This is a genomic window from Clostridium sp., assembly GCF_051650885.1.
Classification (GTDB): Bacteria; Bacillota; Clostridia; order Clostridiales; family Clostridiaceae; genus Clostridium.
On record NZ_JBOFRG010000222.1, the window covers coordinates 1 to 1,340 of the forward strand.

The 1,340-nt window shown below is 35.1% G+C and carries 1 protein-coding gene; it reads left to right on the plus strand.

The window, feature by feature from the left end; translation table 11 throughout:
* Window positions 1-88: 88 nt before the first annotated feature.
* Window positions 89-1,340: RNase H-like domain-containing protein (locus tag ACRC28_RS10775; RefSeq protein WP_438543450.1), on the plus strand; the 1,252-nt coding region annotated here is incomplete at its 3' end.

A 1,340-nucleotide genomic window follows, 5' to 3' on the forward strand; every position in this document is an offset into this window, starting at 1 on the left:
TCTGCTAATTAATAAAGAGAAAACGAAGACTAACCTCCGTAAAACAGACTTTGTAGGTTATACACTCAGCGAAGACGAAATTCGACCGATGATTGAGAGTCAAGAGGCGATAGAACAATATAAGAAGCCTTCAAATAGAAACGAGGTTCAAAGATTTGTAGGGTTGGTGAATTATTATAGAAAGTTTATTCCTCGATGTTTGCTGCTTCTGGAACCAATTTCTAGATTAATAAGCACTAAAGTACCATTTTATTGGCAAGACGAACAAGAAGAAGCCTTTGTAAAGCTTAAGAAGATTCTTTTGAGTAGCTTAGTTTTAGCACAGCCAGATTTCACGAAAATATTCACATTCGAGACGGATGCAAGCACGCCTGGAGTAGCATCTATCCTACCACAAGGAGATGAAAAGGATAAAGTTCCTATTATGTTTATTTCAACGAAGCTTAGAGACAGTGAACTCAACTACAGTATAAGTGAGAAGGAATGTCTTGCTGCATTGTGGGCCATGGAAAAGCTCAAATATTTTTTATATGGCCGAGAGTTTGATTTGATTACTGATCACCAGGCTTTGGAAGCATTAAACAATGGTGAAATGAAATCACAAAGGATTGAAAGGTGGTTAGAAAGATTGAATGTATTCTTACCGGTGATACAGTACAGAAAAGGTGAAGAAATACCTCATGTGGATGCGTTAAGTAGAAGTTTAACATCCGAAAAAGACATGGATATAGCCACAGTATCCGCAGGAAGTCTGAATGAAGCTGAACCTATAGAATATGAAAAAATAATAATAATCAGGAAAAAACATATAGACTTAGTACACAGAGGCTATAAAATTGTATTGAACGAGTTAAAACAAACGTACAAGTGGAAAGATTTAAATACTTTAGTGCGTAAAGTTCTGCAGAAATGTAAAGAGTGCAAAGAGTACAATGCTAAGAAGAAAACAAGGATAAGATTTGTTAACAGCTTCGAAAAGGGAGAAAAGATGGCAGTCGATATCATTGGACCCATAAATGGGAGGTATATAATCTCAGCTATAGATTATTTTTCTAGAAAAGGCTTTGCAAAAGTAATTTCTTCTAGAAGTGCGAAAGCAGTCGTAAAATTCTTAGATGAAGTTGTTCAAGAATTACCATTTAGAATGCTTATTATGGATCAAGCTAAGGAATTCTTAAGTCGTGAAGTATCGGTTTGGACACAAAGAAGAAATATTAATCTACATTTTACAACTCCATTTCATCATCAAAGTAACGGGAGAGTGGAAAGGTTTAACAGAACCTTACAGGAAGGAATATTTAAGTCAAAGGATAAGGAGAGTTTAAAAGATATAACAGCAA